Origin of the sequence: Rhizobium sp. AC44/96 (assembly GCF_001692185.1) — a bacterium.
In the GTDB taxonomy this organism is placed as follows: Bacteria; Pseudomonadota; Alphaproteobacteria; order Rhizobiales; family Rhizobiaceae; genus Rhizobium.
On the sequence record NZ_LXKO01000014.1, the window covers coordinates 702,235 to 719,100 of the forward strand.

Below are 16,866 nucleotides of genomic sequence, written 5' to 3' on the forward strand. Positions count from 1 at the left end.
CGGCCCCTGGGAGGGGACGAATATGAGCACCGTTGCGACCCCCGAAATCAATGTGACCTCGGAGCGTACGACACGTCATTCCATCCGCAACCGTTTGCAGGATGCGCTGCCCCGGATCGTGTTGGCGCCGAGCTTTCTCATCACGCTGATCTTCGTGTATGGCTTCATCGTCTGGACGGCCTATCTGTCCTTTACCAACTCCAAGACCTTTCCCTCCTATGCCTTGACCGGTCCGCGTGCCTACCAGCGCCTGTGGCGATGGACCTTCGAGACCGATCCGCCATCGAGCTGGTACACCTCGATCACCAACATGGGGATATTCGGCTTCCTCTATGTCGGCATCTGCCTGGCGCTCGGCCTGTTCCTGGCCATTCTGCTCGACCAGAAGATCCGCGGCGAGGGGCTTCTGCGGCCGATCTACCTCTATCCGATGGCGCTTTCCTTCATCGTCACGGGCGTCGCCTGGAAATGGTTCCTCGACCCGGGCCTCGGGCTCGAACAGACCTTGCACCAGTGGGGATGGACGAGCTTCCACTTCGACTGGATCAAGAACAAGGATTTCGTGATCTACACGGTGGTCATCGCCGGTGTCTGGCAGGCCTCCGGCTTCGTCATGGCGATGTTTCTCGCAGGGCTGCGGGGTATCGACGGCGAGATCATGAAGGCTGCGCAGATCGACGGCGCGACCACCTTCCAGCTCTACAAGCGCATCGTCATCCCGATGCTGCGACCAATCTTCCTGTCCGCCTTCATCGTGCTCGCGCACATGGCGATCAAGTCCTACGACCTTGTCGTCGCCTTGACCTCCGGCGGCCCCGGCGGCTCGGCCTGGCTGCCGTCGAACTTCATGTATGAGTACACCTTCAAGCGTAACGAGATGGCCGTCGGATCGGCCAGCGCGATCATCATGCTGATGACGATCTCCGCCATCATCGTTCCCTATCTCTATTCCGAACTACGGGAGAAAACGCGATGAGCTCCGTTGTCTCGCCCGCCGGCATTGCACGACGCACCACAAGCACACGGACGCTCAATCGCGTGGTGATCTACGGTCTGCTTGCCCTGTTTGCCATAATTTACCTGATGCCGCTCTTCGTCATGCTGGTCACCTCGTTCAAGACCATGGACGAAATCCAGAACGGCAACATGCTGTCGCTGCCGCAGTCACCGACGATCGAGCCCTGGTTCAAGGCATGGGGTGAGGCCTGCGTCGGCCTGACCTGTGCCGGGATCAAGGGCTACTTCTGGAACTCGATCAAGATGGTGGTTCCGGCCGTTGTGATCTCGACCATTCTCGGCGCGCTCAACGGCTACGTGCTGACAAAATGGCGCTTCCCCGGCCACACGCTGGTCTTCGGCTTGATGCTCTTTGCCTGCTTCATTCCCTTCCAGTCGGTGCTGCTGCCGATGGCGACGATCCTTGGAAGCCTCGGGCGTTTTGGCGTGACACTGCAGAACGCCACGGGCTTTTCCTTCGGCTTTGGCAATCCGACGGTGAACCTGGTTTTCGTTCACGTCGTCTACGGCCTTGGCTTCACGACCTTGTTCTTCCGCAATTTCTACGAGGCCTTTCCGACCGAACTGGTGAAGGCGGCGCAGGTCGATGGCGCGGGCTTCTTCCAGATCTTCCGCCGCATCATGCTGCCGAACTCGCTGCCGATCATCGTCGTCACGGTCATCTACCAGTTCACCAACATCTGGAACGACTTCCTCTTCGCCTCGGCCTATGCCGGCACCGGGGAGTCGATGCCGATGACGGTGGCGCTGAACAACGTCGTCAACACCTCGACCGGTGTCGTCGAGTACAACGTCAACATGGCGGCTGCGATGATCGCCGCCTTGCCCACACTCCTCGTCTATATTCTCGCCGGCCGCTACTTCGTGCGTGGCCTGATGGCGGGTGCCGTCAAAGGATAATCAATGGCTTTTCTCGAAATATCCGGCCTCAGAAAACGCTTCGGTGCGGTCGAGATCCTCAAGGGTATCGATCTCGAGCTGGAAAAGGGCGGCTTTCTGGTACTCGTTGGTCCGTCCGGCTGCGGCAAGTCCACCCTGCTCAACACCATCGCCGGGCTGGAGTCGATCACAGAAGGGCAGATCCGCGTCGATGGGCGGACGATCGACGATCTGCATCCCTCGAAGCGCGACATTGCCATGGTGTTCCAGAGCTACGCGCTCTATCCGAACATGACGGTGGCAGGCAACATAGCTTTCGGCATGGAAATGCGCGGCGTGCCGGCCGATGAGCGCAAGAAGGCGATCGACAAGGTCGCGAAGGTGCTGCAGATCGGCCACCTCCTTGATCGCAAGCCCAGCCAGCTGTCCGGCGGCCAGCGCCAGCGTGTCGCCATGGGTCGGGCGCTGGTGCGCGATCCGAAACTCTTCCTGTTCGACGAGCCGCTGTCCAACCTCGACGCCAAGCTGCGCGTCGACATGCGCATCGAGATCAAGCGTCTGCATGCGGCTACCGGAACATCCATCGTCTATGTCACGCACGACCAGATCGAGGCGATGACGCTGGCCACCAAGATCGCTGTCATGCGTGACGGCGAGGTGCAGCAATTCGGAACGCCGGCCGAGATCTACAACAATCCAGCCAACCTCTTTGTCGCCGATTTCATGGGGTCGCCTGCCATGAACCTGCTGACGGCGACGGTCGGCAGCACCGGCACCGGCCTGCACGTGTCGCTGGCCAGACCCAATGCGGAACCGCTGAATTTGCCGCTGCCGCAAGCGAATGCCCTGTCGACCTACGTCGGAAAACAGGTGGTCTTCGGGATACGGCCGGAAGCCCTGACGGATCCCGACGGTGCGGATCGCAACGCGCGGTCGCTGGCCGAAGGAGATTGCCTGATCGAGGTGGTCGAGCCCGCCGGTTCCGACACCTTCGCGGTGACGAAGCTTGGCGGAAAGGAAGCGGTTGCGCGCCTCAGGGCCGACATCCACATCGCTGCAGGCCAGACCGCGCGCCTTGCCTTCAATCTGGACAAGGCGGTCTATTTCGATCCCGAAACGCATCGTCGGATCGTGTGAGAGACAGATCGCTTGCCGCGTGGCCTAATCCGCACTCTTTCTGAAGAAGGCGTGGGTGAAGGCTCCGGCATACATGTAGCAGATCTTCTCGGGCTTATCCGCCATGAAGTCGTCGCACGCCTTCTTGACCCCCGGCAGATAGTCCCATCCGTCGGGATTTATGGCCGGGTCGCAATAGTCGTCGATAAGGCAGACCGCGCCTTTCGACAGGCGCGGGTAGACATATTTCAGGCTGACTGAAATCGAATCGTACAGGTCCCCGTCGAGATGCGCGAAGCATATCTTCTCCGGCAGGCCGTCCGGAAGCGTGTCGTCGAACCAGCCCTTGTGTATCACTGGCAGCTCCAGGCCGTGGAGCTTGAAGTTGTCGATAAGAACATCCTCGGTGGTGGCGAGATCGCCTTCCTTGTAGGCATCGCCGTCCACGCGCCGTGTCGAGGGAAGGCCTTCGAAACTGTCGTAGACGTGCAGCTTCTTGCTGGAATTGAAGCCCTTGATCAGCTTCGCGATCAGGACGGAGGATTGCCCCTCATTGCACCCGACCTCGACGAGATCACCATCGACGTTATAGGCGATCGTCTGCGAAACGAGGTGATACATGTTCATGCGCTGCTCTACGTTCGTCGAAATTCCCGACCGTGTCGCGGAGAATTTCTGACCTGTAAGCCGCTGGAGCATGGCGTCGACCAAAGCTGCTGTATTGGAGTTTACTCCGAGACGGCGGGTGAGAAGGTTGAGCGCCCTGTCAACGTGAGACGATCTTTGTACATTCCAGTCGAAGTCCCTCGTAATGAAGAAATTGTCCATTCCATCCCCCAGTTGGCAACGTCCAGCTTCGTTGAAATGCTCTCACAGTACCCGTTAAGATATTAATTTGAGCGCCTTGTAACGTTCCAAGCAATTTTTCGCGATCAGGGGTGGTGGCGGATGAGCCACTCGCCTTCCGATGCGGCTGCCTGGAGCGCCCGGGTACAATGCGAGCCGCACCTTCCTGTTCCATTTCACAGGCGCAAGAAGGCGGCAGTCGCCCCTGGTCCTTCCACCCATTGGCCAACTGCCGCACATCTGTCTCTGCTACCCACGGCCGCAGTCATGCCGTGGGTGATGGTGTCTCGACGAGGTCAGGCCTGCCAATCGTCGGTTGCCGCGTGGGTTGCTTGAGTAACCGGACTATCGGCCAGCGAGTAGGCATGGATGTAGTCGATGTGGAACTCGGAGCCATTCGGCAGGCCATCGGTTGGTGTCCCCGCCGTGCCGCCTATGGCAAGATTGACCAGCATGTACATCGGGTCGTGCATGTCGGCCGGTGTGTCGGCGTGCGCGACGGCGACATCGTCAAAATACCAGACGATCTGATCCTCGTCCCAAAGGACGCCATAGGTGTGGAAACCTTCGGTGCTCGCGACCTTCACCGGCGTCGATTCCATCACGTGGGTGCCGCCATCCGCGCTGTGAACCGTGACATTCACCGTCTTCGGGTCCTGGCCGCGCATTTCCACGACATCGAGCTCCGGTGGCCAGGATCCATCTTCGGGCAAAAGCCAGAAGGCGGGCCAAGCGCCCTGTTCGGTCGGCATGTCGGCACGGATTTCAAAATAGCCATAGGTCTGCGCGAAGGAGGAATGGGTTGTGAGGATCCCCGACGTGTAGTCGTAGCCGTCGATCTGAGACTCAAGCGCCGCTGGCGTCTTGTTTGCTGTGATGGTCAGTACCCCGTTGTCCACCGAGAACGGATTGACGGCCGAGGTCCCCGCGTAGGAGGGGTTGATGTACCATTGCTGCTCGCCGTTTCCGGGAAGGGTGCTGCCTTTGTCCGGCGCCCACCAGAACTTGGCATCCCATGTTCCCTGATCGCCGTTGCGAAGGGACAGGCTGTCGAATTCGTCCGCGAATGTCAGCGTCAGGTTGGAGCGGTCGAGCGTCAGCTGAAACTGGTCCGAGTGAAGATCGGCGACCGTGTGGTTGGCAAGAACCAGGCTCTCTCCGCCGCCAAGATCCAGTCGCAGATTGTTACCTTCCTGCGTGGAATGGCTGAGGACCTGGTCGAAGCTGGTCAACCCGTAGCCGTCCAGTCGAATCGTGTCGTCGCTGCTGAAATCGACGATCAGGTCGCTGCCATTGCCACGGGTGAAGATGAAGGTGTCGGCGCCGCCACCGCCGATGAGAACATCATTGCCGGCTCCGCCGTCGATCGTCTGGCTGCCGGAGGCGCCCGAGATGATGTTGTCGGCAGCATTACCGAATGCATAGCGGCCGTTGCCTGTTACCGTCAGGTTCTCGAAATTCTCCGGCAGCGTGTAGCTCATCCAGGTGTTGATGGTGTCAACACCGGCACCCGGCGCTTCCACCGCGCGGTTGATGCTGGAATAGAGGTAGTAGATGTCGTCCCCGGTCCCGCCCTGCATCGTCACGTTGACGGAACTGTCACCCCAGATGGAATCGTTACCGGCTGTGCCATTCAATATCGGCCCCGAGCCGGTCGCCGAGAACCAGGCGCTGGATCCGCCACTGTAATAAAGGCTTTCACCAACGGCGTTTAGAATCGACTGCGGCATGGTCAGCTCCTTTGTTTGCCTCCCACTGGAAGGCTACCATCGTGGGTTTAAGGACGGCACCCCAAGGGCGCGAATACCCGGCTGGGATGTGTGATTTCCGGTCAAAATGCTGATCGTGTTTAACAAGCATTCTCAGTTCGGCGCAGGCTTGTGCCGGCGTAGGGCACTCGCCTCCACGATCGTGGCTACTCCTCCCTGAAGGCCCTTGCCGCCTGATCGGTGAAGGGCTTTGCGAGATAGGCGAGGGCGGTTCGCTCGCCTGTTTCGATGAAGGCCTCCACGGGCATCCCGGCTACCGGAACCAGTGTCCCGAGCCGCTGCCATTCGGACGCGGGAACCTGAATTCTCACTCCGTAGTAGCCTTGGCCTGTCCGCGGATCAGTCGTCAGATCCGCCGTCACGCTGGCGACGCGTCCATTCAGTTCCGGTGTCGTGCGCTGATTGAAGGCGGACAATCGAAGCGTCACGCTCTGGCCGACGACCACCTGGTCGATATCCTGAGGGGACAACTTCACCTCAGGCGTCAAGGCATCTGCGTCAGGCACGATCTGCATGATTGCTTCGCCGGGCGTGACCACGGCGCCTTGTGCATGGACCGCCAGCTGGTGGACGACGCCCGCCTGGGGCGAGCGAATCTCGATATGTTTCAGGTCGTCTTGCGCGGCCACAAGGCGCTCGGAATATTCGCCAATGTCGCTTTGCGCCTGCCGCAGCTGTTCCGATACCTCGCTGCGACGATCATCGCCGAGTTGGATGATCTGTAGCTCGGTTTCGGCGATCTTGCCCCGGACCTCGGCGGCTGACGCGACCAGACTGCCAAGCTCTCCCCGGAGATCCGCCTGGTCGCGCTGCAGCGCGTAGACCCGGGTCGCTGGAATGATCCCCTGCTTCAGGAGCGGCTGAAGGCTCGAGAGCTCCTGACCGATGATGTCGATCGCCTGTCGTTTGCCATCCTGCTGAGACAGTAGGCCGTCAGCCTCCTGGCCGAGCTGCCGTACGCGCTCCCGGAACTGGGCCTCCCGACCCTTGAGCGATGACCGGCGATCCGCGAAAAGCCGGCGTTCTCCATCGGTCAGCGTGGTACGCTCGTCGGCGTCAGCGTCATTCAGCTGAGCCGGGAATTCGATTGCCTCGCGGCCATCCCGTTCTGCCGACAATCGTGCGGCGCGGGCGGCGAGCTGGCGGAGTCTGCGAGAGACGATTGCAAGCGTTGCCTGGGTCTGAGTACCATCGAGACGGACCAGAACCTCTCCCGCGCCGACCCGGTCGCCGTTGCGAACCAGGACACGGTCGACGGTGCCGCCCTTTTGATGTTGAACCGGCTTCACGTAGCTGTCGACGACGAGCGTTCCGTTGGCGATGACGGCGCCGTTCAGGTGGATTGTGGCCGCAAGGCTGCCGAGCACGCCGACAAGAAGGAGGATAATGGTGACGGCAAGCAGCGTCAGACGCTTGATCGCGTGTTCAACGGGCAGGATGGTCTCCTTCATTGCGCGGCGGCCCCCTCTCCGGGTTGGCGAAAGCGGGGCGGAAACGACACGGGCGACGACGCCAGCGGCGCGGGCTGCTTAAAGACCTCGTCCTTGGGGGCGAACCCCTGCAATTGCCCATTGGCGAACACCAATATCTTGTCGACGCTGGCTAGCGCACTGGGCCTGTGCGTGATGATGATCGCTATGCCACCGCGTTTGCTGACACCCAGGATTGCCCGTGCCAGTGCGGCGTCTCCTTCGGCGTCGAGGTTGGCGTTCGGCTCGTCGAGGACGACCAGAAAGGGGTCGCCATAAAGGGCTCGGGCCAGGGCGACGCGCTGCCGCTGACCGGCGGACAACCCCATTCCCTGCTCGCCAATCCGCGTGTCGAACCCATCGGGAAACTGGACGATCATGTCGTAGATGCCTGCCGCCCTTGCTGCGGCGATCACCTTGTCAGACGATGCGGAGCGGTCAAAGCGGGCGATGTTCTCTGCAATCGAGCCGTCGAACAATCCGATTTCCTGCGGCAGATAACCAATGTGCCGACCGAGCTCTTCCGGGTCCCATTGAGAAAGGGAGGCTCCGTCGAGACGGATCGATCCGGCGATCGGTGACCAGACCCCGACAAGTGCCCGTGCCAGGGATGATTTTCCCGATGCGCTTGGTCCAATGATGCCGATCGCTTCACCGGCCCTGATTTCGAAGGACACGCCGCGCACGATCGGCGCTGTCGATCCCGGGGCGGCAAGATGCAGCCTCTCGACTCTAAGCCCTGCCGTGGGGGGCGGAAGACGCGTGGCCGGCTCCATATCGGTTGTCAGCTCGCCCAGCTTGACGAGGCGCGACCAGCTTTGCCGAGCCGCCACAAAGCCACGCCATTGACCGATTGCGAGCTCAACCGGTGCAAGCGCGCGGCTTACGAGGATGGAGCTGGCAATCATGATGCCGCCGGTCGCCTCCTGCCGGATGACAAGCATTGCGCCAACGGCCAATACGGCCGACTGCAACATGAGGCGAACGATGCGAGACAGCGTCGTCAGTGCTGCGGTTACGTTCGACGCGCGGAGTTGGTTTTGTCGATAACGTTGATTGATCTCAGCCCATCCGTCGCCCAGACGGCTGGCGAACCCCATGGCGGCCACGGCCTCTGCATTGCGCCGCGTCGCCTCGGCCAAGGCCATTCGCTCGACGCCGATCTCGGCCGCTTCCCTGGCGGGCCTTCTCGACTTCAGATCGGCGATGACCGTCAGTCCGACAAGGATCAAAGCCCCAGCCAGGGCAGTGACCCCGATCCACATATGAAAGAGGAAGCAAAGGCCGAGATAGAAAGGCATCCAGGGCAGATCGAAAAGCGCCGTTGGGCCTGGACCAGACAGGAAGCTGCGTGTCGTATCGATGTCGCGAAGCGGCTGGAGACCATCTTGCGGGGACTGCTGACGTGCCGGTGCTGCCGCAAACGAGCGGAAAACGGTCTGGCCGAAGCGCTCGTCGACGGATTGCCCGACGCGGGCAAGCAGCAGCGCGCGAATGAGCTCGAGAATTCCCTGAAATGCAAACAGCGTCGCCGTGATGATGATCAGCCCGACGAGCGTGGGCAAGCTGCGGGCCGGTATCACCCGATCGTAGACCTGCAGCATGAAAAACGACCCGGTAAGGGCCAGGACATTGACAACGCAACTCGTCAGTCCGACGCCATAAAGGGCGCCGCGTAGCGAGGAGATGGCCGACAAAAGGAAAGACTGGGAGCGAGGGGAGATCTGCAACTGGGACAACGTGCCTCTCTGGTAGGTCGTGTCAGGGCTGCAGGAACAATGAACCAGATTGGCAAAGGGGACCAACCGAGATGGTTCGTTTTTGGAAACTATGCCCGCCTAACGGCGGTCAGGCTTAACAGGTCTTTATGGCACGCCGGAGCGTTGCTCCATTTCGGAGCAGCCCGGCAAGGCCCTTGTCACAGGGGATGTCGCGAAGGGGAGGCTGCGCCCCTCGACAACAGGCGTAGCCTCGCTCATTCCAATCGTTCAGGCCAAAGCCCTAGTTGCAGAGATATTTGCCGGAAAGCGCGTGGATGTGATCGGTACCAATTCCGCAGCAGCCGCCGATGATATCGGCTCCCGATGCGGACCAGCGCCGAGCCCATTGACCGTAAGCGTCGGGATCGAGGTCGCTGCGCACTTCCGTCAATGTCGCGTTTGCTTCCTCGTCATCCTGCTGTGATGGGAAGGCGTTGGCATAGACGCCGACCTTGATATCGGCCCCGAGTGCCTTGAACGTCGCCTTGGCCACTTCCACCGCGGGTTCCATGACTTCAGGCATGGAGCAGTTGAAAAGCATCGCCTCTGCGCCGAGCGAAGCAACGAGTTCCGCAGCGGCCCTGACGGTTTCGTTCGAGCGCAAGACCGGTTCCGGCATATCCGCCGGTGCGGCGTCGTCGCGAAGCGTGAAGGAAACCCACAGCGGCTTGCCGGTGCTCTTGATCGCTTCGTGTGCTGCGCGCGCCTCGGCAAGGCTGCTTTGCGTCTCGGCAAGCCAGATGTCCACGTACGGCGCCATGCCCTTGACGAGGACACTCAAGTAGCGCTGCACGAGCTCCGGATTGAACAGATGCGGCTGGTACGAGCCAAAGATCGGGGGGAGGGAGCCGGCGACAAGGACCTTGCGACCCGTCGCCGCGTCAGCCGCTTCGCGGGCAATCCGTCCGGCGCGCGCCGCGAGCATTTCCCCGTCAGCCTCGAAGCGCTCGTCCCCGATGTGAAAGGGCACGACCGCATAGCTGTTGGTGGTGATGACGTCGGCGCCGGCGCCGATATAGTTATCGTGGACCTTGCGCACGAATTCCGGTGCTTCCATCAGCGCCAGCGCCGACCATTCCGGTTGCCGGAAGGGAGCGCCAATTCGCTCAAGCTCGCGGCCGGTGCCGCCGTCCAGAATAAGTCCACGCCGTGTCATCTCTTCATTCCTTTTTTGAAATTCTGTTCGCTGCCGCCTGCTTGCCGTCAGCCAGCGACCTTGGCCGCGTCGCGCCTCGATATGGCATCATCGAGCCAACCGGGGCGCATTTCGGGAACCGACGCGATCAGTTTGCCGGTGTAGGGGTCGTAAGGCGGCGCCAGGACATCGGCCTTGCGGCCGTAACGCACCACCTTGCCGTCAAGCATGACCGCTACCGTATCGGCGATCGCCCGTACGATGGCCAGGTCATGCGTGATGAAAAGATAGGAAGTGCCTGATTGGTCCTGAAGTCGCGTCAACAGATCGAGAATGCCTTCGGCCACCAGCGGATCTAGCGCGGAGGTCGGCTCGTCGCAGATGATAAGCTTCGGATCGGCCGCAAGCGCGCGGGCAATACAGACACGCTGCTTTTGTCCGCCGGACAGTTCGGCCGGGTAACGGTCGAGCATGGCTTGCGGCAGTTCGATCTGGTCGAGCAGGGACAGCACGCGCCGCTTCAGTTCCGCACCTCGCAGGCCGAAATAGAAGGCCAGAGGCCGAGACACGATGGCTTCGACGGTGCGTCGCGGGTTGAGCGCAAGGTCGGGGATCTGGTTGATGATCTGGATGTTGCGCAATGTTTCGGCGGGGCGCGCGCCAAGACCGTTGGCAAGCGTCTGCCCGTCGAAGCTCAAGCTTCCCGACGAGGTCGGCAAAAGCCCGGTGACGACACGCGCGAGCGTGGATTTTCCCGAGCCGGATTCACCGACGACGGCCAGCGTTTCACCGCGACCGAGCTCGAGGCTAATGCCCTTGAGGACCGGAACACCCGGCGTGTAGCCGGCATGAATAGCCTCGATAGCGAGCAACGGTTCGGATGCCGCCGGCTTTTCCGCCTTGACGGATTGGCGCATCGAAACGAGCTGGCGCGTATAGGTCTCCCGCGGCGCATTGAAGATGCGCTCGACCGAGCCGTTCTCGACCATCTTGCCGTTGCGCAGAACCAGGATGTCATCAGCAACCTGCGCGACGACAGCCAGATCGTGCGAGATGTAAAGGGCTGCGGTCTGGGTCTTGGCGATCGCCTGCTTGATCGCGGCCAGGACCTCGATCTGCGTTGTGACGTCGAGTGCCGTCGTCGGCTCGTCGAAGACGATGAGCTCCGGGTGAGGGCAGAGCGCCATGGCCGTCATCGCCCGTTGCAGCTGGCCACCGGAAGCCTGATGCGGGTAGCGGTCGCCGAACGTGTCGGGCTCTGGCAGGCCAAGCAAGGCAAACAGCTCGACGGCGCGCGCAATCGCGTCGCGACGGCTCATCAGGCCGTGCCAGACGGTCGCTTCGATCACCTGATCGATCAGTCTGTGCGCCGGATTGAAGGCCGCCGCCGCCGACTGTGCGACATAGGTGACGGCCGATCCCCGCAAGCGCCGCGTCTCCCGGCCGGACAATTGCAGGATGTCGCGTCCGTTGAGTGCGGCCTGTCCACCGGCGATGCGCAGACCATCACGGCTGTAGCCAAGCGAGGCGAGGCCGATCGTTGACTTTCCGGCGCCGGATTCGCCGATCAGGCCAAGAACACGCCCCTTTTCGAGCTCGAACGAAACCTTGTCGACGATCACCGCGTCGCCGGCTTTGATAACGAGGTCGGTGACCTTGAGCAGCATGTCAGCCATTGCGACGGCCGCCTTTCAGGCTGCTGGTCTTCTGCAGCATCCAATCGACCACAAGATTGATCGAGATCACGAGAATGGCGATCGCGGCTCCTGGAATGAGTGCGGCGAAAACGCCGAAGACCAGACCGTCCTTGTTTTCCTTTACGAGGCTGCCCCAGTCGGCCACCGGCGGCTGGACGCCAAGCCCCAGAAAGGAGAGGGTCGAGAGGAACAGAATGGCGAAGGCGAACCGCAGGCCAAGTTCGGCCAGCAGCGGCGAAAGCGCATTGGGCAGGATTTCGTTCACGATGATCCAGGCCCAGCTTTCACCACGAAGTCGCGCAACCTCGACATAGTCGAGGACCACGAGGTCGGCAGCCAGCGCGCGGCTGACACGAAAGACGCGCGTTGCGTCAAGCGCCGCCATCACCAGCACCAGAACCACCATGTTCTTGGGCAGGACGGCGAGCACCACAAGGGCGAAGATCAACGTCGGGATCGACATCATCAGGTCGTTGAGCCTCGACAAGGCTTGATCGACCCATCCGCGCCGGACGGCCGCGTAAAAGCCGAGCGATACCCCGATCAGGAAGGCGAGGGCCGTGGCGATTGCGGCAATCACGAAGGTCAGCCGCGCACCCCATACGAGGCGCGAAAACAGGTCGCGGCCGATATTGTCGGTTCCAAGAAGCGCATTGCCGGACGGAACGTCCCAAACGCCACCGACGACCTCGGATACTGGGTGCGGAGCAAGCCAGGGCGCGAATACCGCGAGCACCAGAAACGCAATTGTGCCGGCGAAGCCAATCAGTGCCATGGGTGTGAGACGGGGCAGGTTTCTCATCTTGGGTGCCTCAGCCGCGGATTGGCGAGGATCGACACCATGTCGGCGATGATGTTCAGCACGATATAGACCGCCGCAAATACGAGGCCCGCCGCCTGCACGACCGGCACGTCGCGCTTTGCCACGTGATCGACGAGGTACTGACCCATGCCGGGATAGACGAAGATGACTTCGACGACGACAACCCCGACGACGAGATATGCCAGGTTGAGCGCCACGACATTGACAATGGGTGACAGCGCATTTGGCAGGGCGTGCTTCCAGACAACGCGCCACGCAGGCAGTCCCTTGAGAAGGGCGGTCTCGATGTAGGGCGAGGCCATGACATTCAGCAAGGCCGCACGCGTCATGCGCATCATGTGTCCGACAACGGCGAGAACCAGCGTCAGGCAGGGGAGCAGCATGAATGTCAGCCGCTGGCCCAGCGGCATGGAATCGGACACGGTGGCGCTGCTTGGAAGCCAGAAGTGGCTGACGGAGAAATAGGCGATCAACAGATAGCCGGCAAAGAACTCCGGCAAGGATATGGCGCTGAGGGTGACCAGGCCGATGGTCCGATCGATCCATGTTCCGGCGTAAAGCACCGACACGATGCCAAGCAGAATGGAGAGCGGCACTGCTATGAGCGCGGCCATGGCCGCCAGATAGAGCGTGTTGCGCAAACGGGGCGCAATGCTCTTGGCAATGTCCTGGCGGTTGCTGTAGCTGCGACCGAAGTCTCCGCGCACGGCGCCGCCGAGCCATTCGGCGTATCGCACCGGCGCGGGCTTCTCGAGGCCGAGTTCCTTGCGAATATTGGCCACCGCTGCAGGTGTAGCCTGCTGACCAAGCATTGCCGTCGCCACGTCACCTGGCAGGATCTGCGTTCCGGCGAAGATAACGACGGAGACGGCCCAGAGCAGCACGAGCCCGAGCAGGAGACGCCTGAGCAGCAGCGAGAAGAGATTGCCGCTTTTCGTCTTGCGCGTGGGCAGCGGCGTCACTGCTTCGATTTGGTCGATTCCATCAGCCAAAGGCCGGTTACTCATCTGTCGGTTACGAATAAAAGCTTCGGATGGCGCTATCGCGAACCTTGCCGTAGTGCAACGGCTTAGCGACGATATGCTCAAAAATCAGCCCCCAAGGCGCGAGCCTGGGGGCCGAAGAGTGAGGCTTAGGCATTCAGCCAGACGCGCTCGGCGATGCGATAACCGCTGAGATCGCCGCCGCCCGGCACTGGGACATAGCCGCCGACCTTGTCGGTCGCCGCCGCGAGGTTGTCGACGAAGAGCGGGATGAGCTCGCCACCTTCATCCACCAGCTTCACCTGCAGGTCGTGATAGATCTGCTTGCGCTTGGTCTCATCCAGCTCGACGCGTGCCGCGGCCAGCAGCTTGTCGAAGGATTCGTCGCGCCATGCCGTTTCGTTCCACGGCGCGTCGGACTGCAGGATCAGCGAAAGCATGGCATCGGCAGTGGGACGCACCGACCAGTTGGAGGCGACGAACGGCTTCTTCAGCCAGACTTCGTCCCAATATCCGTCGGATGGAACCCGCTCGACATCGATGGTGATGCCAGCCTTCGCAGCAGATGCCTGGAAGAGCTGGGCCGCATCGACAGAGCCTGGGAAGCCATTGTCAGATACACTAACCTGGAGACCACCCGGCGAACCCGCCTTCTTGAAGTGGAAGCCTGCCTTTTCGGGATCGTAGGCGCGCTGCGGAATGTCCTTGGCGAAATAGGGGTTCCAGGAGGCAATGGGATTGTCGTTGCCGATCGCGCCGGTGCCGACCAGCAGGCTCTTTTGAAGCTCTTCGCGGTCGATCGCATATTTCAGCGCCAGGCGGAGATCGACGTTGTCGTACGGTGCGGTATCGACCCGCATCGGGAAGCAGAACATGGTGTTTTCCTGCGAACGCAGGATCTGCACGCCGGGACGCGCGGTGAGGCGGCTCAGCGCGCGCGGCTCGACGCGGTTGATGATGTGAACCTGACCGCTGAGAAGGGCGGCCATGCGCGCCGTTGCATCGCTCATCGCGATGGTTTCGACGGAATCCACATGGGCTCGGTCCGAGGCCCAATAGTTGGGATTGCGCTTGGTGAGGGCGCGCACACCCGGCTGGAAGTCTTCCAGAATGAAGGCGCCGGTACCGACACCCTTGTCGAAGTCGCCGCCATCAGGGCCGATGCCCATGTGATAGTCGACCAAGGCTGCGGGGAAGTCGGCGTTGCCGGCACTCAACGTGACCGTGACTTCGTGCGTATCGGACGCGGTGATGTCGGTGACGGAAAGCAGCTGGCCCTTGCCGCCGGAGTTGCTGTTTTCGCCGCGGTGATGGTTCAGCGAATAGACGACATCCTGTGCGGTCAGTTCCTTGCCATTGTGGAACTGGATGCCCTTCTTGAGCTTGAAGACCCACTTGCTGGCGTCGGGCGTGGCGGCTTCCCAGCTCTCGGCGAGGGCGCCGACGAGCTTGCCGTCAGGTCCGAGCTCGAGCACGGTGTTGAAGAGCTGGAATCCGACAGTGTACATGTACGCTTCGGTGTAGAACGCCGGGTCGAGGCGGTCCGAGCTGGAAGCGGTATCGAGGCCGAGGATCAGATGGCCGCCCTTGACGGGTGCTGCGGCTTGCGCGGCGGCACTGCCCGGCAGCAGCAATCCACCGGCCGAAAGCGTTGCCGACAGCGCACCGGCCGTTTGTAGAAACTGGCGTCGCGTAGGCTGCAGAATGTTGGAGATTGTCTTATGACCCGGCATGAATGATCTGTCCTTGGCATGTTATTATGTCTGGTGCCCCGGACCTTTCTACGGTCCGGTTGCTTTTGGCGAATTGTCTATGGCCTTCCCGGCAAGCAGGCGCGCAAATTCCTGCTAAAATTGCTTTCTTCAGGGGAAGAATATGTGGCCGCCGTCCCACATCGCGAAGTCGGTGGCCGCAATCGTCCGTCAGGAAAGCAGTCTGGCGGCAGCGAGCGACAGGGCAACGACCCCGTTTGCAATGCAGCGCTCGTCCGGCTGATAGTCTGAATTGTGCAGGTGGTCGTTTCGGCCTTCCTGCGAAGCGCCCACTCCGAGCTGGAAGGCAGGAACCTTGGCGCCAACCAGCGCGAAATCTTCCGCCCCGAGGCTTGAATCGCGTTTCAGCACGACATCGCCGAAGTGGTCGCGGATTGCCGCCATGGTCGTCGTCAGCAGGCGGTCGTCAGAGACGAGCGATGGAACGCCGCGCACATAGTTGATCTCGCATCTGACGCGCATCGACGCCTCGACGCCTGCGCAGACACGACGGATGGCGGCCTCGATGACGTCCCGCGAGGCTTTGTCCTGGCAGCGCACGGTGCCCATGATACTGACGGAATCGGGAATGATATTGTGCGTGTGGCCGCCGTGGATCGAGCCGATCGTCAGGACGGCCGGCCGCATGGGATCGACTTCGCGCGACACCACGGTTTGCAGCTGGACAATCAGCTGGGCGCAGGCAACCACCGGGTCGACCGCCATGTGCGGGCGGGCGGCGTGGCCGGATGCTGCATGAATGGTGATATCAAATTCGTCGGAGGAACCGTTGGCGATACCTTCGACAAAACTGAACGTACCGACGGGTTCGTCCGGGTGGTTGTGGAACCCAAGCGCATAGTCGACGCCGTCGAGCACGCCATCGGCGATCATGGCCGCCGCGCCGCTCTCCTGGGTTTCCTCGGCAGGCTGGAACATCAGCTTGATGTTGCCACTGAGCCGCGGAGCGATCTCCTTCAGCACGGCGCCAACGCCGATCAAGGTCGCGGTGTGCAGGTCGTGGCCGCAGGCGTGCATCTTGCCCTCGATGCGGCTGGCGAAGGGAAGGCCGGTCTGTTCCTGGATCGGAAGCGCGTCCATGTCGGCGCGAATGATCAGCGTTGGTCCCGGTGCTCCTCCCTTGATGAAGCCAACCACGCCGGTACGCCCGACACCGGTCTGGTGTTCGATGCCGAAACTCTCCAACTCCCGCGCAACAACGCCACTCGTTCTTTCGACATCGAATCCGGTTTCCGGGTGAGCATGAATATCGCGGCGTATTTCAATCAGGCGAGCCTCGTGGTTCGAGGAAAGATCCTGAACCAATCTACCGAGGTCATTGATGCGAGTGTTCATAAGTGTCCTTAATGCAGTTCTCTGAAAAGCTCCGGCCGGATGGCGTATACGGGAAGCTGTCCATTCGGGAAAGTGTTTCCGGCTGTGAGGACTTGCGGAGGTAGGTGAGTCGTTGCTAGCCTGAGCGGCAGTGGCCGACCGAGTGGAGCGCTAAGCCTCACGAGATTGGAGAAGCTAACCCAAGTGCGTCATGCCCGTCTTCAAGGGTAGGGGATCAGCCTCCCTCTTGCAAATGCGCCATGAACACTTCGGTCGGTGTCCTGTA

General features: G+C 61.4%; 13 protein-coding genes. 3 read left to right on the top strand and 10 right to left on the bottom strand.

All coding sequences use genetic code 11. The annotated features are described in order from the left end of the window. Positions 1-22 precede the first annotated feature (22 nt). The 3 genes from A6U87_RS15800 to A6U87_RS15810 are packed head-to-tail and all read left to right on the top strand — an operon-like array spanning position 23 to position 3,033. Entirely contained in the window at positions 23-976 is a 954-nt protein-coding gene (locus A6U87_RS15800) for a carbohydrate ABC transporter permease (protein ID WP_065692176.1), read from the top strand. Further along, positions 973-1,917: a carbohydrate ABC transporter permease gene (locus A6U87_RS15805; protein WP_065692177.1), complete on the top strand. Its 945-nt coding sequence runs from the start codon at positions 973-975 to the stop codon at positions 1,915-1,917. Before A6U87_RS15800 ends, A6U87_RS15805 begins: the two co-directional genes overlap by 4 nt. A 3-nt stretch (positions 1,918-1,920) precedes the next feature. After that, positions 1,921-3,033, top strand: a complete 1,113-nt coding sequence (locus A6U87_RS15810) for an ABC transporter ATP-binding protein (RefSeq protein WP_065692178.1) — start codon at positions 1,921-1,923, stop codon at positions 3,031-3,033. Between the two features lie 24 nt (positions 3,034-3,057). On the opposite strand, the gene A6U87_RS15815 is transcribed toward A6U87_RS15810, so the two are convergent. The 10 genes from A6U87_RS15815 to A6U87_RS15860 all read right to left on the bottom strand — a co-directional run bounded on the left by A6U87_RS15815 (position 3,058) and on the right by A6U87_RS15860 (position 16,601). Then, positions 3,058-3,711, bottom strand: a complete 654-nt coding sequence (locus A6U87_RS15815) for a TylF/MycF/NovP-related O-methyltransferase (protein WP_244499506.1) — start codon at positions 3,709-3,711, stop codon at positions 3,058-3,060. Between the two features lie 443 nt (positions 3,712-4,154). After that, the gene (locus A6U87_RS15820) at positions 4,155-5,588 is read right to left on the bottom strand and encodes a family 16 glycosylhydrolase (protein ID WP_065692180.1); all 1,434 of its coding nucleotides are present in this window, start codon (positions 5,586-5,588) and stop codon (positions 4,155-4,157) included. A 185-nt stretch (positions 5,589-5,773) separates the two neighbouring features. Beyond that, a complete protein-coding gene (locus A6U87_RS15825; RefSeq protein WP_065692181.1) occupies positions 5,774-7,078 on the bottom strand; it encodes an HlyD family type I secretion periplasmic adaptor subunit in 1,305 nt (434 codons plus the stop codon). Next, complete coding sequence (locus A6U87_RS15830) at positions 7,075-8,835, bottom strand: type I secretion system permease/ATPase (protein WP_065692182.1); 1,761 nt, start codon at positions 8,833-8,835, stop codon at positions 7,075-7,077. The genes A6U87_RS15825 and A6U87_RS15830 overlap by 4 nt, the downstream gene beginning before the upstream one ends. A gap of 262 nt (positions 8,836-9,097) precedes the next feature. Continuing rightward, on the bottom strand, positions 9,098-10,012 hold the full coding sequence (locus A6U87_RS15835; protein WP_065692183.1) for a homocysteine S-methyltransferase family protein: 915 nt from the start codon (positions 10,010-10,012) through the stop codon (positions 9,098-9,100). Between the two features lie 47 nt (positions 10,013-10,059). Then, positions 10,060-11,667, bottom strand: a complete 1,608-nt coding sequence (locus tag A6U87_RS15840; protein WP_065692184.1) for an ABC transporter ATP-binding protein — start codon at positions 11,665-11,667, stop codon at positions 10,060-10,062. Further along, a complete protein-coding gene (locus tag A6U87_RS15845) occupies positions 11,660-12,490 on the bottom strand; it encodes an ABC transporter permease (RefSeq protein WP_065692185.1) in 831 nt (276 codons plus the stop codon). The genes A6U87_RS15840 and A6U87_RS15845 overlap by 8 nt, the downstream gene beginning before the upstream one ends. Beyond that, positions 12,487-13,518 (bottom strand): ABC transporter permease, encoded by a 1,032-nt coding sequence (locus A6U87_RS15850; RefSeq protein ID WP_083199435.1) that lies wholly within the window; start codon positions 13,516-13,518, stop codon positions 12,487-12,489. Before A6U87_RS15850 ends, A6U87_RS15845 begins: the two co-directional genes overlap by 4 nt. Before the next feature lie 125 nt (positions 13,519-13,643). After that, positions 13,644-15,227, bottom strand: coding sequence for an ABC transporter substrate-binding protein (locus A6U87_RS15855; RefSeq protein ID WP_065692186.1), 1,584 nt, complete (start codon positions 15,225-15,227; stop codon positions 13,644-13,646). A 189-nt stretch (positions 15,228-15,416) separates the two neighbouring features. After that, entirely contained in the window at positions 15,417-16,601 is a 1,185-nt protein-coding gene (locus A6U87_RS15860; protein ID WP_065692187.1) for a M20 family metallopeptidase, read from the bottom strand. Positions 16,602-16,866 lie beyond the last annotated feature (265 nt).